The following is a 17,475-nucleotide window of genomic DNA, read 5'->3' as shown; positions in this document are numbered from 1 at the left end:
CCGGACGGAGGAGCCGGGGACGGGGGCGGACGGCATGGCGGCAGGTTGGCGCGCCGTTCTCCGTGTTGCCCCACGTAGAAGAAAACGCTTTCCCGGCAGGCTATCCCCACCCATCAGGATCGGTCAATAGGTGCATCGCAGGTGCAGGAAAGCGCATTCTGGCGGCCGCCGGGGCACCCGGTCCGGGCGACGAGGTCCGGAAACGCTGCAACAGAAACGGCACCCTGCTTCGTGTTCATGACGAACAGGGAGGTCGAGTGACGTTCGAGGAATTCGTCGCGGCGCGGCTGCCGGCGCTGCTGCGCTACGCCACCGTGCTGGCCGGCGACCCGCACCAGGCCGAGGACGTCGTGCAGGACGTACTCGTCAAGGCACATTCCCGGTGGGCGCGGATCGACGCGCTCGACCTGCCCGAGTCGTACGTACGCAAGATGATCGTCAACGAACTGGTGTCGACCCGCCGACGGGTGACGGCCAGGCTACGCCGAGAACGGGTCCACCTGCCGGACCCGGTCGACGACCGCACCGAGACCGTCGTGCAGCGCGACACACTCGTCCGGCTGATCCGGGCCCTGCCGACCAGGCAACGGATCGTGATCGCGTTGCGTTATCTCGAGGACATGGCCGACGCCGACATCGCGGCGCTGATGGACTGCAGCGTCGCCACGGTACGCAGTCAGGCATCACGCGCCCTCGCCAGCCTGCGGGGCACCGCCACGCTCCAGCCGTCGAAGGAACAGCGATGATCGATTCAGCAGCGATCCGTGAGGCGTTGACCGCCATCGCCGACGAGGCGCCCGGGCCGGAACGCATCCGCGCGAACCTCACCGGCCGCACCCGGCGGCACCGGCAGCGTCGCCTCGTGTTGCGGCTCGCCGGCACCGGCGTGGCCGCGGCGGCGGTCGGCCTCGGCGGGCTGGGCACGGTGCGCCTCCTCGACCGACCTCGAACCGGCTTTCCCGAGATCTCGGACGGCCCCGGGGGCGGCTGGCTGGAGGTCGCGCTACATCAACATCCGACCTGGCTGCCTCCCGGTCACGGACAGAGCCAACTACGGGTCCTGGTGTCCGGCAAGGAGGCACCGGTCGTCGCGCGACAGTGGGAGCGACCCGGCACAGCCGACGCCCGGACCCCGATCGTCGCACTCACCGTCGGCTGGCACGAGTCCCTGGACGCCGACCGGCCAACCGGCCGTACGCAGGACGTCGACGTCGCCGGCGTCGCCGGCCAACTCGTCCGCGGCCCCGAGATTCCGGACGCCGCCCAGGACGTCCACGTCATCTGGCAGCCGCCCGGCGAGCCGCAACTGATCCTGACCGTACTCGGCGACGACACCGTCGAGCAGCGGGCCAACGTCGCCCTGCGCATCGCCCGGTCGACGCGACCGGATCCGCGCCACGTCCGGGTGGGACCGCGTCCGGGCTGGCTGCCGATCGGCCTGGCCGGCCGGCCCTGGCAACTCTTCGTGCACCACGAAGGAGCCGACTGGCGGCAGTTGGTCTCGGTCACCGGCGGCGACGGGCGGCAACTGATGGTGCTCTCCGGCCCCGGTGCACACGCCGGGTTGCTGAACCAGCAGGCGGCCCGGCCGGTGCGGGTGCTCGGGTCGGACGGCTGGCACGTGCCCGAGAACGGCCACCTTTTCTTCACCCTGCCGGACGGGGTCGCGGTGTTCGTCGGGCTGGACGCGCCGATCGCCGCCGAGCCGTCGGGCGGGGCCCCCGAGACGGTGCCGTTGGCCGAACTCGTCCGCATCGCCGAGGAGTTCGACTTCGGGCCGTGGCCGGAGATGTCCTGGGTCGGCTCGCGGTAGCCCGTACCCGCCCGGCGTTCCGGGTCAGCCCCTGGACGTACGCCTGCGTCTCCGGTTTGTCGTGTAGCCGCACGCCCGACGCGGCGGGCACGGCAGCGCGGCGCACCTCCGCGGCAGACCGGTAGGCTCCGGTGGCCCGCGGTCGTTGGGCAAGACGGTGTACGTGCAGCGTTCCGGTCCCGAATGGCGGTGCCGAGTTCGGTGTGCGCCGGGGATTGGGGTGGGTCGGTGGAGGATCTGAGGCGCCTGTTCCGGTTGGCCGCTGATCATGCCGCCGGCTACCGGGAATCGTTGCCGGATCGGCCGGTCGGAGTGTCGATCGACCAGGGGGCACTGGCTGAGGCGTTCACCGGCCCGTTGCCCTCCGCGCCCTGCCCACCGGAGCAGGTGCTGGCGGACCTGCTCGCCGTGGCCGAACCGGGCCTGGTAGCCAGTGCCGGCCCGCGGTACTTCGGCTTCGTGGTCGGCGGTGCCCTGCCGGCCGCGACCGCCGCCGACATCCTCGCGGCCGGTTGGGATCAGCTCGCGACCAATGCCGTCACGTCGCCGGCCGCGATCGCGGCCGAGGCCGCCGCCGGCGTCTGGTTGAAGGAGCTGCTGGGGATTCCGGCGTCCGCATCGGTCGGTTTCGTCACCGGCGCCCAGGCGGCCAACACCGCTGGTCTCGCTGCCGCCCGCCACCACGTTTTGGCGGACGCGGGTTGGGACGTGGAACGGCGCGGGCTGCTCGGGGCGCCGCCGATACGGGTGATCGCCGGTGCGGAGCGGCACGCGACCATCGACCGGTCACTGCGTCTACTCGGCCTCGGGACGGATCTGGTGGAGCCGGTGCCGGCCGGGCCGAACGGCGCGATTGGTCTCGGGGCACTGCGGGAGGTGCTGCGAGGCGGTCCCTCGGGCCCCACCATCGTGTGCCTGCAGGCCGGCAACGTGAACACCGGCGCCTGCGACCCCCTCCGGGAGGCGTGCGAACTGGTCCGACGGCACGGCGGGTGGGTACATGTGGACGGGGCGTTCGGGCTGTGGGCCGCGGCGAGCCCCGCCACCCGGCATCTGGTGGACGGGCTGGAACTGGCGGACTCGTGGGCCTGCGACGGCCACAAGTGGCTGAATATTCCTTACGACTCAGGGTTCGCGTTCTGCGCCCGGCCGGATGTGCATGCCGCGGCGATGTCCTTTGCCGCCTCGTACCTGGTCGGCTCCGGGGGTGTACCAGCCGGAGGGGATTTCACCGCCGAGTCCTCGCGCCGGGCCCGTGGGTTCGCCGTCTGGGCTGGACTGCGGGAACTGGGCCGCGACGGGGTCACGGCGCTGGTCGACCGCTGCTGTGCGCTGGCCCGCCGGTTCGCCGCCGGCCTGACCGCAGCCGGGTTCGAGGTCGCGAACGAGGTGGTCCTCAACCAGGTGCTCGTCGGCTTCGGCGACGACGCGCGCACCGACCGGGTGGTGGCGGCGGTCCAGGCGGACGGCACATGCTGGGCAGGCGGTACGACCTGGCGGGGGCGGCGTCTGATGCGGATCTCGGTATCGAACGCCACCACGACGGAGGAAGACGTGGACCGGTCCACCGCCGCGATCGTCCGCCTCGCCACGTGACTCCGGGAATCTCCCCGTTCCCGCAGGCTGGTGTTCACCGACAAGCAGGGCTTGTCGCCAACACCGGCCCATCCGAGCGACAGCGGGTCGATCATCGATGGCGTCGCTCTGCCATAGAACTTCATCGCCGAAGCACAGCACGATCTGACACCCCAGGTCCGGTAGCGATCAATGAGGCCGCCTTGCGTTTTCGGCCGAACCCGGCGCAAGCCGCGTTGTTGCCTTCCCAGCTGACAGGGGGTGTCCAGGGGCGTGGATCGCGGTCAGGATGATGAACCGGACATCCTCAACTCCGGCCCCGACCGGTCCTTGCAGCCGCTACCTCGGTGGCTGATCGGAGCGAGTTTCGTCGCCCTCATCGTGGCAGCACTGTTCGTCCTACACGACAGTGACGGGTCACGCAGCACGACGCCTCCTATGGTGAGCCCGACGGCGCCGACTGATCCCGAGAAGTCATGTTCGTCGGCCAGTTCGGACCAGGGCGCTGCGGTGGCAGACGGGGCCACTGGCCTGCTTCTCGAGCAGCCGGGGGACGGACTGCACCGAGATCTGAGCCAGCAACGGTGTGACCCCACCGCCCTGGACGGGCCGTGGGCCGTGGTCGTACGCCGGTCGGACGGCTCGCTCGCCAGGCACGGTGCTGTCGTGGCATTCCCGGTCGAGGTTCCGACTGCGGGACGTCACGTCAACGTCAACGGGGTTACAGGTATAGCGACGGATGCGGCGGTCACATGGCCGGTCGCTGGTGGACACGCCCGCGTCCGTGGAGATGTTGGCCAGTCCATGCTGATCGCGCCTGCTGCTCGAACAACTGTCGTCGCTGGCCGGCCGGGCGTGGATCCGCCTAATGGCTATACGGTGATTTCGACTGGGCCGTACCGACCGCCGATCGTGCGTCAAGTCGGCTACAGCAGCGCGGCAGCCGGCGAGGGGCAAGCCCTCGGCTCGGGCTGGATTCATGCTGGGGTTGCCAGTAGTGGCGGCTTCGAAGACCAGCTCTTCGCGGTGCGTTCGGTCAGCGCCGGGACCGTCCACGGCCGGCCTGCGATGCTGTCCGGCATACGTGAGGGCGCCGGAATGATCGTCTGGGAGCCGACCCCTGGGGCGATAGCCTTCGTCGGCTACGGCGGCGGCAATCCGCTGGACGACAGCGCCGTCGAGGCTCTGCGACGTCTCGCTGGGCGGGCGCGACCTGTGACAAGCGTTGGCTGGCAGGCGCTGCGGCCGGTCACCATCGAGCAGGTCAACGACCACCGCCGTCCTGGGCCTTGGCCCACCAAAATCCAGCGCGTGCCGGGTGGCTGACAGCCCGACAGGACGTCGGCGCGGCAAGGTCGCGGGCTCCCCTGTAACCCGATCCGGCCAGCGCTCCGCCTGGGTCGGGCGGCCAGACGACGGGCTCGGCGCGGGGATCGTCCCCGCGTGCGCGGAGCGTGGCGATCAACTGTTCGTAGTGCGTCCGCGGTATCGGCGCGGGTCGCCTCACGGCCACCCACGACAGGATCTATCTATCATCGTTGTTGGTTGATAGAGTGCGCTCGGCGGCCGCCCGTGCCGGCCGAAGCGCGTCCGCGAGGAGGGGCCGTGGAAGATGTCGTGGAGGTCGTGCGACTCACCCTGGTCTATCTGGTTCAACTGGCGCCGTGGTTCGCCCTGGCGATCTTCATCTCGGCCATGGTGGATCTGCTCTATCTCGACATCATCGCGCGACGCACGTTCCGACGCCGGGGCTGGGTCGGCGTGGTGCTGGCCGCGGCGATCGGGGCGTTCAGCCCGTTCTGCTCGTTGACCGTCATCCCACTCATCCGCAAGCTGCTCGCCGGCGGCATCCCCCTGTCGGCGGTGATGGCGTTCTGGGTGGCCTCGCCGGCGATGGATCCGGAGATCTTCGCGATGACGGCGGCGCAGATCGGCATGCCGTTGGCGACGGCGCGCCTGGTCGGCGCGGTGATACTCAGCGTTGGGGCCGGTTTCGTCGTCCTGCTCATGGAGCGGCGGGGGATGTTCAAGAATGTCCTTCGGCGCGGATACGAGAAGCAGGAGCGACTCGAGGTCCCCCAGTGTGGGCAGGATCAGCAGCGCACCGAGGAGCCGGCGCTGGTGGCCGCCGGTGGCGGCACCGCGCAGGCGACCGCCAACTGCTCGGCGACGGCGGCGCAGGGGCCCGGTGGCTCGACCGGCGCCGACGGCGGCGAGGACGACGACAGGCCGTGGTGGCCGGCGGCGAAGGCGAGTCTGCGCACCCGGCGGAACTGGCAGATCAGCTTCCGGAACATGGGCCGGGACACGCTGACCCTGGGCAAGTGGCTGGTTCTGGCCTGTGTCGCCGAGGCGCTGATCATCATGTACGTGCCGGGTGACCTGATCACGACCCTGCTCGGGAAGGATCCGCTGGTGGCGATCCCGCTCGCGGCGGCGATCAGTGTGCCGTTGTACCTCAACGGTGTCGGCGCGATTCCGATCATCGACGGCCTGTTGGCCAAGGGGATGGCACCGGGGGCGGTCGTGACGTTCCTGCTCGGCGGTGCCGTGACCACGGTTCCGGCGATGGTCGCGGTCCGTAGCGTCGTGACCAACCGGGTCTTCCTGACGTATCTGGGGATCAGCGTGTTCGGCAGCATCATCATCGGCTTCGGCGCCCAACTCGTGCTTTGACGACGGTCAGCCGGCTTGTCGGTCGGGCCGCATGGCGGGGCCCACTCGGACCGAGGACCGCCATACGGAGGATCAGCTGTTCAGGATGTCCGCCCCCGGGCCGGGCAATCCTAATTCGGACAAACGTCAGACGATCTGCCCGATCGCTCCAAACCACAATCGTCCCGGACTCATCCCGAAAGATCGAGTTTGGCGTGTTGACGCGAAACGCGCAGGCCAGGGGCTGCGACAGCAACCGCTACAAGATCACGGAAAGGCTTCCGATTCGGACATTCCAACTCCATCAATCTATTGACACGGATTGGTGAAGGTGCCATCGTCGGCGGTACCCAGCTGATGAACCCGGATGCTTCGTCGCCTCCGGCAATCGTCGGCTGCCGCCGGTCATGTGGCGCGAACATAGGGGGCTACGTTGCCTGATCCCCGGGTGCTTGTGGTGTCTTCCTTCGAAGCGGAACTGCAACCGTTGGCGTCGGCCTGCGTCGCCGCTGCCCTGCAGGACCAGGGGGCGGCGGTGACGGCCTGGGACGCGCACGCGTTCCCCGACCGCCTCCCCGACGCCGAGGTGGACCTGGTCCTGTTGTCGGTGCAACAGTTCGAGGGTCTGCACCGGGCCGTGGACCTGGCCCCCAGGCTGCGGACCGCCCACCCGGGCGCGCCGATCGTCGCCTTCGGCCAGTACGCCCAGATGAACAGCACCGAGTTCCTGGCCAGGGTCGACGCGGTCGCGTTCGACGAGCCGGAACGGATCGCGCAGGAGCTGTGCCAGGCGGCGGTCGGGCAGCTTCCGCTGCCGCAGGTTCCCGCGCTGCGTACGGCGAGCCGGATGACCGCGCGGCCACCACGGCGGCGGATCACGGCCACGGCGCCGGCGCGTCACCTGTTCCCGTCGCTGGTGCACTACCCCGCGCACCACACCGGCCTGGGGCTGATGGGCAACATCGAGGTCTCCCGCGGCTGTCACCACAAGTGCACCTACTGCTCGGTGTACGGGGCGTACGACGGCGGTGTGGCGCCGTACCAGCTGGAGACGGTCCTCGCCGACGCGCGGCAGCTCGCCGACGACGGTGTGCGGCACTTCTTCTTCATCGACGCGGAGTTCTTCAACTCGCGGACTCTCGGGGTCGAGGTGGTCCGCCAGATCGCGGCGGAGTTTCCCGGCTCGACGTTCGAGTTCACCACCCGGGTCGATCACATCCTCGACTATCCGGAGTTGCTGGAAGAGCTGGTGTCGTTGGGGCTGCGGCGGGTCACGTCGGCGTTGGAGTTCCCGTCGGACCGCATCCTGCGGATCTTCGACAAGGGTATCGATGTCGCCCATATGCGTGCGGCGATCGCGGAGGCGGAACGGATCGGTTTCGAGCTGAATCCGACCTTCATCCCGTTCACTCCCTGGGTACGCTACGAGGAACTGCTGACCTTCGAGGACTTTCTGGTCGAGACGGGCCTGGCCCGGGTGGTGGAGCCGACGGCGCTGCAGACGAGGCTGCTGCTGTTCAAGGGCTCACCGCTGCTGCAGTCGCCGTGGCTGGCCGATGTCGATCTCGTGGATCAGGGTTTCCACCTCGACTGGACCCATCCCGACCGGCGGGTGGAGGCGTTGTGGCAGCAGCGCCGCAATGAAGCCGAGGACGCGGGCGCCGTCCGCTGCTGCGTCAAGTGTTGACGGGCCGGGCGGCCGGTAGGAGGAGGCAACAGGTATGAGTGGATCCCATCGCGTCGTCGTCCGTACGGGCGAGCAGCTTCCCGAGATGGACTGGGCCCGGGAGTCCGCGGACTTCACGGACGCGTGGCCGTACGTGGGGCCGACGTTCCTCGCCGCCACGGAGCGGGCGCTGCCGGAGGCGAAGCCGTGGCACACCGTTGCCACGCGGGGTCGGGGCGAGCTGGCGCTGCTGCCCGGGTACGTGCTGACCGCGCCACCGGCCGTGGACCACGATCCCCGTACGTATCTGGGCTGGCAGCCGCCGTCGGGTGACAGCGTGTGCTGCGGGGTGGATGTGGCCCCGAGTGTCACGGCCCAGGTCGACGCGCTGGGCGAGGATGCCTTCTTCCCCACGCTGTTGTTGGGATCCCCGCTGGGTTACCGCACCGAGATCGGCTACAACTTCTGGACCCCGACGCTGTTCGCCACGATGGTCGAGCAGCTCGTCCCGGCGGCGTTCGGCGCCGGGATCCGCAGTGTGGTCGCTCCGTGGGTACCGGACCGGCCGGGTAACGACGCGCTGACCGCCGCGTTGGACGCGGCGGGTGGTCACACCACCTTCTGGGGTTTCGAGGACCACATCCCGCTTGCCGCCGCGGACTGGGACGGGCATCTGGTGGGGCTGCCGAAGAAGAAGCGGCAGCGGGTCGTCACCGACGAACGCCGGGTCGCCGCGGCCGGTGTGACCGTGCAGCGGCTCGACGGTGCGGCGATCCGGCCGCACGTCGCCCGGATCGCGGAGTTGACCTGCCTCAACCGGGAGAAGAACGGTGCCGGGGAGAATCCGGCCCACATCGAGACGATGCTCGCCGAACTGTTGGACGCCGGTGCAGACCTGCGTGCCTACACCGGCAGTCTCGACGGCGACCTGGTCGCCTCGTGCGTGGTGCTGCGCAAGGGGCACCGCCTGCTGACGAAGTGGGCGGGGTTCGACTATGCCCGGCTCGGTGATCGCAGTGGCCTGTACTTCGCGCTGGTGCTCAACGCTCCGGTCCGCGACGCGTACCGCGAGGGGCTGCGTCAGGTGGAGTTCGGTGCCGGCGCCCATCAGGCGAAGGTGCTGCGTGGGTGCAGCTCGCGTCGGATCACCACGAGTCTGGTGCTGGCCGATGCCGCCCACCGCGAACGGGCCTATCCCCTGCTCGATGCCTTCGGTGCGGCCCGGCGTGTCGCCTTCGGCGACGTGGCCGCGCCGAGCCGTCTGCCCCTGCTCGAAACCGCGGCCTCGGGCAGCGCCTGCTGCTCCGACGGCTGAACGCCAGGATCTGGAAGAGGTTCCCGTGAGTGAGACGCTTGCACCGCAACAGGATGTCCAGGACTACTACCGGGACAAGGCGCGTACGGCCGCGGCCGGCTCGGCCTGCTGCGCCGACGACACCGATACCGCCTTCGGTGCTGTCAACTACGCGGGCATCGGCCCGGGCGAGGCGCCGGATCCGGCGCTGCTGGCAAGTCTCGGCTGCGGCAACCCGACCGCGGTCGCCGAGCTGCGCGAGGGTGAGACGGTGCTGGACCTGGGTTCCGGGGCGGGCCTCGACCTGATCCTCAGCGCCCGCCGGGTCGGGGCGGACGGGCAGGTCTTCGGCCTGGACTTCCTCGAAGAGATGCTCGCGGTGGCCAGGCGCAACATCGCCGACGCCGAACTGGACAACATCGTGCTGCTCAAGGGCGTCATCGAGGCGATCCCGCTGCCGGCGGAGACCGTGGACGTGGTCATCTCCAACTGCGTGATCAACCTGTCGGTCGACAAGCTGGCGGTGTGTCAGGAGATGAGCCGGGTGCTGGTGCCCGGTGGCCGGATCGGGATCAGTGACGTCGTCGCAGAGGATCGGCTGTCCGCCGACGACCGCGCCGCCCGGGGCAGCCGTGCCGAGTGTGTCGCGGGTGCGCTGTCGGTCAGCGAGTACCACGACGTACTCACGCGGGCCGGCCTGGTGGACCCGGAGGTTGTCTTCACCCACGAGGCCGCCGACGGGATGCATGCCGCAATCATCCGGGCCCGGAAACCGGCGACACCGATCACCTCAGATGACAGCGCCTCCGCTTAACAGGCATGCTCCCAATAGCGCCCACCGATCAGCTGGCCTTGAACGAGCGGCAGCGCCGGATCGGTCCGCCGGACGAGGGAGAAGCAGTGTTCGACACCACTCTGGTCGCCTACCAGGTCGCCGCCACAGCGCTGGCAGCCATGATCATCGCGGCGCGTGGGTGGCCGTCCGGACACCGCCCGGGCATCTACCTCACCGCGGACCGTCGGCCGGCCGCCGAGCGGTCCGGCGGTGCCTGGTCGCGCAGCGGCACCAGCCAGAACGGCGCCACGTCCGAGCCGGGCCCGGTGTCCGGTGACGACCAGCCCCTGGACCGGGAGACCGCCGAGACGTACGCCCGTTGGTTCCAGGCGCTGTCGGATCCGACCCGGATCATCATCCTCAGCTATCTGAGCCGCCGCACCGAACCCGTCTCGGTCGGCAACATCGTCGACGAACTCGGGTTGGGGCAGTCCCTCGTCTCGCACCACCTCAAGGCGTTGCTCGCGGTCGGCTTCGTCACCTACACCCGCGAGGGAACCTCCCGGCTCTACTCGGTCAACCACAGCTGCATCACGAAGTTCCCGACCGCCGCCGACGTCGTCATGGGTCGCTCCCCCGCACCCACCCCGACGCTGCCGGCGTGGCCGCACCTCGACAACGGAGACCGACGACATGGGCGACAGGAGTAGCAGCCCCGGACAGGATGGCCCGCTGCTCGCACTGGTCGGCAGCGGGGACCGCCGCTACCGGGAGTACATCCTCGCCGCGCTGGCACCCCATTTCCGGCTGTGGCTGCTGGACGCCATCGAACCCAGCTGGCACCGGCCCTACCTGACCGGATTCACCCTTGTCGACACCCACGATCCGGCGGCCCTGGTCGGGGCCGTCCGCCGCATCGGGTCCGAGGTCGCACCGGTCGCCGGCCTGTTCAGCTACGACGAGTGGGTCATCGATGCCACCGCCGTCGCCGCCGAACAACTCGGCCTGCCCGGCAGCCCGCCGCAGGCGGTCGCCGCCTGCCGCGACAAGGCGGCCACCCGCCGGATCCTGGCCGGTCACGGCGTCGGCCAACCCCGGTCGGTCACCGTGACCGGTCAGGTCGAGGCGGTGGAATCCGCCGCCGCGATCGGCTACCCGGTCGTCGTGAAGGCGCGACGGCTGGCCGGCAGTATCGGCGTGCAACGGGTCGAGGACGAGCAGGCGCTGGTGCGGGCGTACCGCACCGCCGACGCCGCAACTCTTCCGGGTGTCGTACGCGACGGCGCGGATGTGCTCGTGGAGGAATACCTCGACGGGCCGGAGATCAGTGTCGACAGCGCCGTCGTCGACGGAAACGTCATTCCGCTCGCCCTGGCCCGCAAACAGACGGGGCTGGCTCCGTACTTCGAGGAAACCGTTCACCTCATCGACGGCGCCGATCCACTATTCGCCGATGAGGCGTTGAACGACCAACTCCGTCTAATTCATTCCGGGCTCGGTCTCACCGACGGCATGACTCACACCGAATTCCGGCTGACTCGTGACGGTCCACGTCTCATTGAGATCAACGCCCGACTCGGTGGCGATTTCATCCCGCACCTCGGTTATCTGGCCACCGGTGTCGACTTCGCCGTCGCCGCCGGGCAGATCGCCACCGGGTGCTATTCCACCAGCCGTCCGACCCGTCGACGGGTGGCTGGTATCCGGTTCCTGTACCCGCCGGTCGACTGCCGGATCCTGAACCTGCGAGTACGTACCGACCTGCTCAGGGCGGGAGTGCATGCCGCGGTGGCGACCGGGCAGCCCGGCCAGGATCTGGCACTGCCACCGCGGGGGTTCCTCTCCCGGTACGGATACGTGATCGCCGTGACGGACTCGGTCGAACAGACGAACGCCGAACTCGAACGCGCCCACGACATGATCGAGTTGGAATACAAAGCCATCTGAGAATAACCCGCCAATCGGACCGACATCAGAACTGCCCCGGCCGGTAGATACAACGCGCCCGAAAACAAGTCATGAAACGCGTATCAGCCCAAGAGCCGACCGTTGACAAGTGTTACAGGCACCGGGATCATTTCGATCAAGCGATTCACTGACCGACCGCAGTTCTCACCCACTATTCAGGGCCTGAGGTCAGTGGCGTCGTATTGCGTATGCCATCCCGACGTATCGACCGGAGGAAGAGGCCCCGTGATCACATTTATCGCACTCAGCGGTTTCCTCGGTGCGGGCAAGACCACGACGCTGGTCGCGGCCGCCCGGCACCTGCAGCAGCAAGGGAAGCGCGTCGCAGTCGTCACCAACGACCAAGGGACGGAACTGGTCGACACGAAGCTCGTCCGCAGCAGCCTCGACTCGGTGGCCGAGGTGACCGGCGGCTGCTTCTGCTGCCGGTTCGAGGACCTGATCGAGGTCGTCGAGGAACTCATCGCCGGCGGGGACGTCGACGTCGTCATCGCCGAGGCGGTTGGGAGCTGCACCGATCTGCAGGCCACCGTGGTCCGGCCCCTGCGCAAGTTCTACGGCGACCAGTTCGTCGTCGCGCCGCTGGCGACCGTGGTGGACCCGATGCGCCTGCGGGCCTTCACCCGGGCCGCCGAACGCGGCGAGCCGGAGTCCGACCTGTCCTACCTGTTCAGCCAGCAGCTGCGCGAGTCCGACGTCCTGGCCGTCAACAAGATCGACCTCATCGGCCAGGACGACCAGGACCGCGTCATCGACGACCTGCGCCGCGCCTACCCGGAGGCGACCGTCATCGGCTACTCGGCGAAGACCGGAACCGGCCTGACCGACCTGCTGCACGCATGGGAGCAGCCGGCGAGCTGGGCCGCGGACCTCGACATCGACTACGACCGGTACGCGGCGGCGGAGGCACAGCTGGCCTGGCTCAACCAGGAATTCGTCATCGACGCCGACGGCGCCGGATTCTCCCCGGACGTGTGGGCGAGCAGCCTGCTGACGCACCTGGCGGAGAACATGCAGGCCGCTGGCGCGGAGATCGGGCACGCCAAGCTCACCGTCGACAGCGACGGCGAACTGACCAAGATGAGCATCACCGGCTCGGGCACCACCCCGTCGGTCGACCTGACCGCCGCCGGCTCCCCCACGACCGCGACAGCCACGGTCAACGCGCGGGTCGCCTGCGAGCCCGCCGTCCTCGACCAGGCGGTGCTCGACGCCGTCGCGCACGCCGACAACATCGCCGGAACCCGGTCCCGGGCGGCCGAGGCGAACTCGTTCAAGCCCGGCTACCCCCGCCCGATCCACCGACTCGCCGCCGCCGATGTCTGACCACGGCCCGGACCGGCCGCAGCCGCACAGCACGATGCCGGTCATCCGTGCCGCGGTCGCCGAACTCGTCGGTACCGCCTTCCTCGTCGCGACCGTCATCGGCTCCGGCATCGCCGCCACCCGCCTCTCACCCGATGACGTGGGCCTGCAACTGCTGCAGAACTCCCTGATCACCGGCGGCATCCTGGTCGCGCTCATCCTCGCCCTGCAACCGGTGTCGGCCGCGTTCAACCCTGTCGTCACGCTCGTCGAACTCGCGCTCGGCGCCGTCAAGGCCACCACCGCCGCCGTCCTCATCGCCGCGCAACTGGTGGGCGGATTCGTCGGCGCGGTCGTGGCCAACCTGATGTTCGACCTTTCGGCGGTCAGCATCTCCAGCACCCAACGCGACACACCGAACCTGTGGCTCGGTGAGGTAGTCGCCACCCTCGGCCTGGTGATGGTCATCTTCGGCATGGCCCGGTCCGGCCGGACCAACACCATCGCCGTCGGCGTCGCCGGGTACATCACCGCCGCCTACTGGTTCACCAGCTCCACCAGTTTCGCCAACCCGGCCGTCACGGTCGCCCGCATGTTCTCCGACACATTCGCGGGAATCACGCCGTCGTCGGTGCTGCCGTTCATCCTCATGCAGCTCATCGGCGGCGGCCTCGCCTACGCCCTGGTCCGGTTGCTCTACCCCGACGCACCGGCCCGGGCCGCCCGAATCGTCCGCCAACGCGGCGCGACCGACGACAGCAAGACGGGCGCGCCAGACATGTCGACCGACGCCGTGGCGTCCCGATGACGAGCACCAGCCGTCGACGGCGGTGCCTCCGGTCCGGCGCCGCCGGGCGGTAGGACGGGTTCAGGTTCCGGGCTCGTCAGTGGTCACAAGCGGTGCTGGTTGTGAAGGCAGCACCGCGCTCTGCCGGCACGAAGACCGTCGACGGTCGAGGCGCGTCGGCTGTCCCGGCCCTCGAAGGTCGGGGCAGCCGACGCGCGTTTGTCGTGCCGGTCAGCCGCCGGAGGTGGCGTTGCCGGTGGCGATCCCGAGGCGGTAGATGTCCAGGACCGGGTCAGCGTGCCGGTCGGTCATGGCAACGATCGTGATCCCGCCGGTGCCGGGCGGATGGGTTATCGGAGGCCGACGGGTCGCGGCGGCAGGGCTATGACGACGTTCTCCGATGCGTGCTTCACGCCGACGCTTCCGCGGTGGGCGCGGGGACACGCAGCAGGGCACCGAGCTGGCGGAACGCGTCGGCTCTGACCCGGTACCAGACCCAGGTGCCACGCCGGTCGGACTCGACCAGGCCGGCGTCGCGCAGCACCTTGAGGTGATGGGAGATGGTCGGCCCGGACAGGGCGAACTCCGGGGTCAGGTCGCAGACGCAGATCTCGGGCACCGAGGCGATCATCGACATCAGCCGCAGCCGGACCGGATCGCCCAGGGCCCGGAACATCGGTGCGATGACCTCCGCCTGGTTCGCCTCCAGACGGCGGGTCGCGATCGGCGGGCAGCAGGCCACCAGGTCGGGGTCCACCACCGGTTGCTTCGACATACCTCTAGTTTGACGGTTCTCGAAACAGCGTGCAACAGTGGGCCTGATTCGAAAAGCATCTAGACAAGCAGCAGCCGCTACGGCCTGCCGCGCGTCGATGCACGACCATTGAGAGGACACCCATGTCCCGCGTCCAGCTCGCCCTGCGTGTATCCGACCTGGAAGGCTCCATCGCCTTCTACAGCAAGCTGTTCGACACCGAGCCGGCCAAGCGTCGCCCCGGATACGCCAACTTCGCCGTCGAGAACCCGCCGCTGAAGCTCGTCCTGCTCGAAGGCGAGCCCGACCGACCCACGGTCATGGACCACCTCGGTGTCGAGGTCCCCGGCACCGACGAGGTCGACGCGGCCACCCGGCGCCTCACCGAGGCCGGCCTGGTGACCCTGGAGGAGAACAGCACCGAATGCTGCTACGCCCTACAGGACAAGGTCTGGGTACGCGGTCCCGGCGACGAACCCTGGGAGGTCTACACCGTCAAGGCCGACTCCCCCCACCTGACGAAGGCCACCGAGAGCGCCTGCTGCACCCCGGCCGCCGAGGAGCAGCCCGCCAGCAGCCCGACCGCCGCCGGCATCTGCTGCACCCCCGCCTGAAAATCCGACTTCTCGGCAGGCACCGTCGGCGTCACGACGGCCGGCTGGAGCCCCGGTACTCCACCGCGATCCCAGCGTTTCCAGGGCAGGACCACCGTCGTGGGCTGCGGAACACCGCGTATCGCAACGGTCGTCTCCAGCCATCCGACGCGAGTCGGGAAACCTGAAACCGGTGGTGCGGCCCCACCCGAACGGGACCGCACCACCGGTCGTAAGCGAAGCGACCTCTCGGGTGCCGTTCCCGGTGGCCACCGACGGCGCGGCGGCAGACAGCCACCGCCCTGGCGGGGTGCGGGCACAGAGCCAGGTAGAGGTTGGAGTACGGCCGCCCGCACCAGACCGGCCCGGCTCGTCGGCGGTGGGCGTCGCCGACGAGGCATCGAGGCAGCCGCATGACTTGTTTCGACGTAGGTCTAGGTTGACAGCTCTCGAATCAGCGTGCACGGTTGCTTAGAGAATTGTCTAGACAGCCGAGAGCTGCGAAGGAGGGCCGCCATGGACCCGTTCAGCTGCCGGCCGACCAGAGCGCGGTTCCACCGCAACCGCACCGAACCCACCACCGCCGCGTCGCACGACCGCCGTCCCGGCACCCTTCGCCCAGCCGCGTGCAGCGTCCGCAGCGAGACCGGGTTCCGACCATGAGGCGAGCCGAGGCGACCGGCGGGTTCGCCGAGGATCCGGACGAGGCACTCGCCGCCACCACGCCTGCGAGGCGCACCGTTCCACCGCACACCGATGGGGTCGCCCTGTTCCCCGACGCGTCAGGGCGCACCGGCGAGCAGCCAACGGATCACGGTCCCCTGCCGCCGACGAACGTGCCTGTCTCGACGGCGAACACCGTCCGGGCCCTCGACCTCGTGCTGGCGCAGATATCCGCCAGGCGCATGACCACCACAGTCAACTGCCTCGCCGACAAACGGTTCGCCGGCCGCCGGGCCGGCACGCCCGGTGGCGCCGCGGCACGGGCGTGGCTCGCGGGCCAGCTTGCAGAACTCGGTGCAACGGTCGCTGTCGCCCCGTTCGACGCACCTCGCGTACCGGAGGTGTACGCGGCGCCACAGGTGCGCTGGAACGACGGCCGAGCACTGCGAGAGCCGGTGTTCGGCCGCGACGTCGGCCTGCACCTGACCTCGTCCGACGCACCACTGATCCGCCGCGGTGAACTGGCGGTCGCCGGACAGGGCGATCCGACCGGCCGCTGGCTGGTCGTCCCGGCGGCGATGAGCGTCTTCGACGCGTACGGACACGCCGGCCGCTCCTGCGGTCTGCTCCTTCCCGGGTCCACTGGCATCGACGGGTGGCTCACGACGACGCTGGCCGGCACCGACGCCGGTCCCCTACCGATGCTCGCCCTGGAACCGAACCTTCACGCGGCGGTCCATGGGGCAGCGGCGCAGCGGCGCGGCTGGTGGTCGGCGAACGCACCGATCCGCCGGCTCGACCTGACGGCCGCCAACATCCACGCGAGCTTCGCGACCGCCCGGGACGCCGACCTGGAGATCCTGTTGACCGCGCACTTCGACGGCGTCGGCGACGTGCCGGGACTGCGCCAGCCGGCCGCGAGCCATGCCGGCGGCGTCGCCGTCGTACTCGAGGCGGCCCGCCTGCTGGCTGCCGCGCCGCCACCACGGACCGCGCTGCGGGTAGCGCTGCTGGACGCCGAAGCGCTCGGTGGCCGTGGAGCCGCCCATCACGCCGCCACGCTCGCATCTGATGGCGCCAGGCCACTGGTGATCAGCATCGACGGCGCCGGACTGGTCCGTAGGGCCGCACACGTCGGGGCCGGTGGCGACGCACACCGCCTGCTCGCGACCGTCGACCAGGCCGGCCGACACGTCTGCCTCCCCCTCTCCCCGCGCCCGTTGATCTCGGACGACCGCCGGTACGCCGCCGCCGGGCTCGCGACGGTGGGGATCGGCGCGGGCATGGGCGGCGACCACAGCCCCGCCGACACTCCCGACCGCGTCCAGCCGGCGTCCCTCGTCGCGCTCGCACGGCTCGTCGTCGCGACCGTCTGGCTCACCGCAAGGCACGCTGCCCGGTTCCGCCGGGCAGCGTGATCAACTACGACGAGCGCCCAGCCGAGATCGAGCGCCGCCGCCAGTAGTGGTCCTACCCGTCCGGGCTCGGCACGATATGCGCCAGCACCTCGACCAGCCCAAGCACCGAAACCACCGCGCGTCCTCGACGCCAGCGAGACTGCGAGCAGATCCGACCTCACGTCAGCTGCGGCCGGATCCTGCCGCTGGGGCTCGCCGCCACTGCCTGA

At 69.7% G+C, this 17,475-nt stretch carries 15 protein-coding genes; 14 read left to right on the top strand and 1 reads right to left on the bottom strand.

Features of this window, described 5'->3' with window-relative positions:
- The first annotated feature begins 257 nt into the window (after window positions 1–257).
- The 12 genes from AB0M79_RS29360 to AB0M79_RS29305 all read left to right on the top strand — a co-directional run bounded on the left by AB0M79_RS29360 (window position 258) and on the right by AB0M79_RS29305 (window position 13,859).
- Window positions 258–746: a SigE family RNA polymerase sigma factor gene (locus tag AB0M79_RS29360; protein ID WP_364219746.1), complete on the top strand. Its 489-nt coding sequence runs from the start codon at window positions 258–260 to the stop codon at window positions 744–746.
- Window positions 743–1,813, top strand: coding sequence for a hypothetical protein (locus AB0M79_RS29355; RefSeq protein WP_364219743.1), 1,071 nt, complete (start codon window positions 743–745; stop codon window positions 1,811–1,813). Before AB0M79_RS29360 ends, AB0M79_RS29355 begins: the two co-directional genes overlap by 4 nt.
- 228 nt (window positions 1,814–2,041) lie before the next feature.
- Window positions 2,042–3,409 (top strand): pyridoxal-dependent decarboxylase, encoded by a 1,368-nt coding sequence (locus tag AB0M79_RS29350; RefSeq protein ID WP_364219740.1) that lies wholly within the window; start codon window positions 2,042–2,044, stop codon window positions 3,407–3,409.
- A 783-nt stretch (window positions 3,410–4,192) separates the two neighbouring features.
- Window positions 4,193–4,714: a hypothetical protein gene (locus tag AB0M79_RS29345; protein WP_364219737.1), complete on the top strand. Its 522-nt coding sequence runs from the start codon at window positions 4,193–4,195 to the stop codon at window positions 4,712–4,714.
- A 279-nt stretch (window positions 4,715–4,993) separates the two neighbouring features.
- Window positions 4,994–6,064: a permease gene (locus tag AB0M79_RS29340; RefSeq protein ID WP_364219734.1), complete on the top strand. Its 1,071-nt coding sequence runs from the start codon at window positions 4,994–4,996 to the stop codon at window positions 6,062–6,064.
- Between the two features lie 436 nt (window positions 6,065–6,500).
- A complete protein-coding gene (locus tag AB0M79_RS29335) occupies window positions 6,501–7,730 on the top strand; it encodes an RCCLKC-tail radical SAM protein (protein WP_364219731.1) in 1,230 nt (409 codons plus the stop codon).
- 34 nt (window positions 7,731–7,764) lie between these two features.
- Entirely contained in the window at window positions 7,765–9,024 is a 1,260-nt protein-coding gene (locus AB0M79_RS29330) for a GNAT family N-acetyltransferase (protein WP_364219728.1), read from the top strand.
- A gap of 25 nt (window positions 9,025–9,049) precedes the next feature.
- Window positions 9,050–9,817, top strand: a complete 768-nt coding sequence (locus tag AB0M79_RS29325; RefSeq protein ID WP_364219725.1) for a methyltransferase domain-containing protein — start codon at window positions 9,050–9,052, stop codon at window positions 9,815–9,817.
- Between the two features lie 86 nt (window positions 9,818–9,903).
- Window positions 9,904–10,488, top strand: coding sequence for a metalloregulator ArsR/SmtB family transcription factor (locus tag AB0M79_RS29320; RefSeq protein WP_364219722.1), 585 nt, complete (start codon window positions 9,904–9,906; stop codon window positions 10,486–10,488).
- Window positions 10,472–11,725 carry an ATP-grasp domain-containing protein gene (locus AB0M79_RS29315; RefSeq protein ID WP_364219719.1) on the top strand — a complete coding sequence of 418 codons (1,254 nt, stop codon included), beginning with the start codon at window positions 10,472–10,474 and terminating at the stop codon, window positions 11,723–11,725. The genes AB0M79_RS29320 and AB0M79_RS29315 overlap by 17 nt, the downstream gene beginning before the upstream one ends.
- Before the next feature lie 246 nt (window positions 11,726–11,971).
- Window positions 11,972–13,072 (top strand): GTP-binding protein, encoded by a 1,101-nt coding sequence (locus AB0M79_RS29310; protein ID WP_364219716.1) that lies wholly within the window; start codon window positions 11,972–11,974, stop codon window positions 13,070–13,072.
- Window positions 13,065–13,859 carry an aquaporin gene (locus AB0M79_RS29305; RefSeq protein WP_364219713.1) on the top strand — a complete coding sequence of 265 codons (795 nt, stop codon included), beginning with the start codon at window positions 13,065–13,067 and terminating at the stop codon, window positions 13,857–13,859. The genes AB0M79_RS29310 and AB0M79_RS29305 overlap by 8 nt, the downstream gene beginning before the upstream one ends.
- Before the next feature lie 388 nt (window positions 13,860–14,247).
- Here the strand turns inward: AB0M79_RS29305 and AB0M79_RS29300 are convergent, their stop codons facing one another.
- On the bottom strand, window positions 14,248–14,613 hold the full coding sequence (locus tag AB0M79_RS29300; RefSeq protein WP_364219710.1) for a metalloregulator ArsR/SmtB family transcription factor: 366 nt from the start codon (window positions 14,611–14,613) through the stop codon (window positions 14,248–14,250).
- Between the two features lie 122 nt (window positions 14,614–14,735).
- Between AB0M79_RS29300 and AB0M79_RS29295 the strand changes: the two genes are divergently transcribed.
- Together AB0M79_RS29295 and AB0M79_RS29290 are read left to right on the top strand one after the other, a co-directional pair.
- Window positions 14,736–15,206, top strand: coding sequence for an ArsI/CadI family heavy metal resistance metalloenzyme (locus AB0M79_RS29295; protein ID WP_364219707.1), 471 nt, complete (start codon window positions 14,736–14,738; stop codon window positions 15,204–15,206).
- A gap of 638 nt (window positions 15,207–15,844) precedes the next feature.
- A complete protein-coding gene (locus AB0M79_RS29290; RefSeq protein ID WP_364219704.1) occupies window positions 15,845–17,266 on the top strand; it encodes a M28 family peptidase in 1,422 nt (473 codons plus the stop codon).
- Window positions 17,267–17,475 lie beyond the last annotated feature (209 nt).

The organism is Polymorphospora sp. NPDC051019, assembly GCF_040683055.1.
GTDB classification, from domain to species: Bacteria; Actinomycetota; Actinomycetes; order Mycobacteriales; family Micromonosporaceae; genus Polymorphospora; species Polymorphospora lycopeni.
Note: the sequence above shows the minus strand (reverse complement) of the source record. Positions and strands in the feature narration are given on the sequence as shown.